A 235-nucleotide genomic window follows, 5' to 3' on the forward strand; every position below is an offset into this window, starting at 1 on the left:
GTAGCGCATCAGATAGGCGATCACGGCCCATCCGACGAGGAACGCGACGACGGTGGCGATGATGACGCCGCTCCAACCGTAGGGCCCCGCGTCGGCGTTCTCGAGACCGTGCACGACCTCGAAGAGGCCTGATCCGAGGACGGCGGGGATCGCCATCAGGAACGAAAACTCGGCGGCGGTCGTGCGCTTGAAGCCGAAGAGACGGGCTGCGGTCGTCGTCGCCCCGGAGCGCGAG

1 protein-coding gene is annotated in these 235 nt (G+C 67.7%); it reads right to left on the reverse strand.

Features of this window, described 5'->3' with window-relative positions; translation table 11 throughout:
* Positions 1-235, reverse strand: a 235-nt coding sequence (locus SB754_RS23030) for an undecaprenyl-diphosphate phosphatase (RefSeq protein ID WP_410784571.1), incomplete at both ends; no start/stop codon positions are given.

This window comes from Leifsonia sp. SIMBA_070 (genome assembly GCF_046534635.1).
GTDB lineage: Bacteria > Actinomycetota > Actinomycetes > Actinomycetales > Microbacteriaceae > Leifsonia.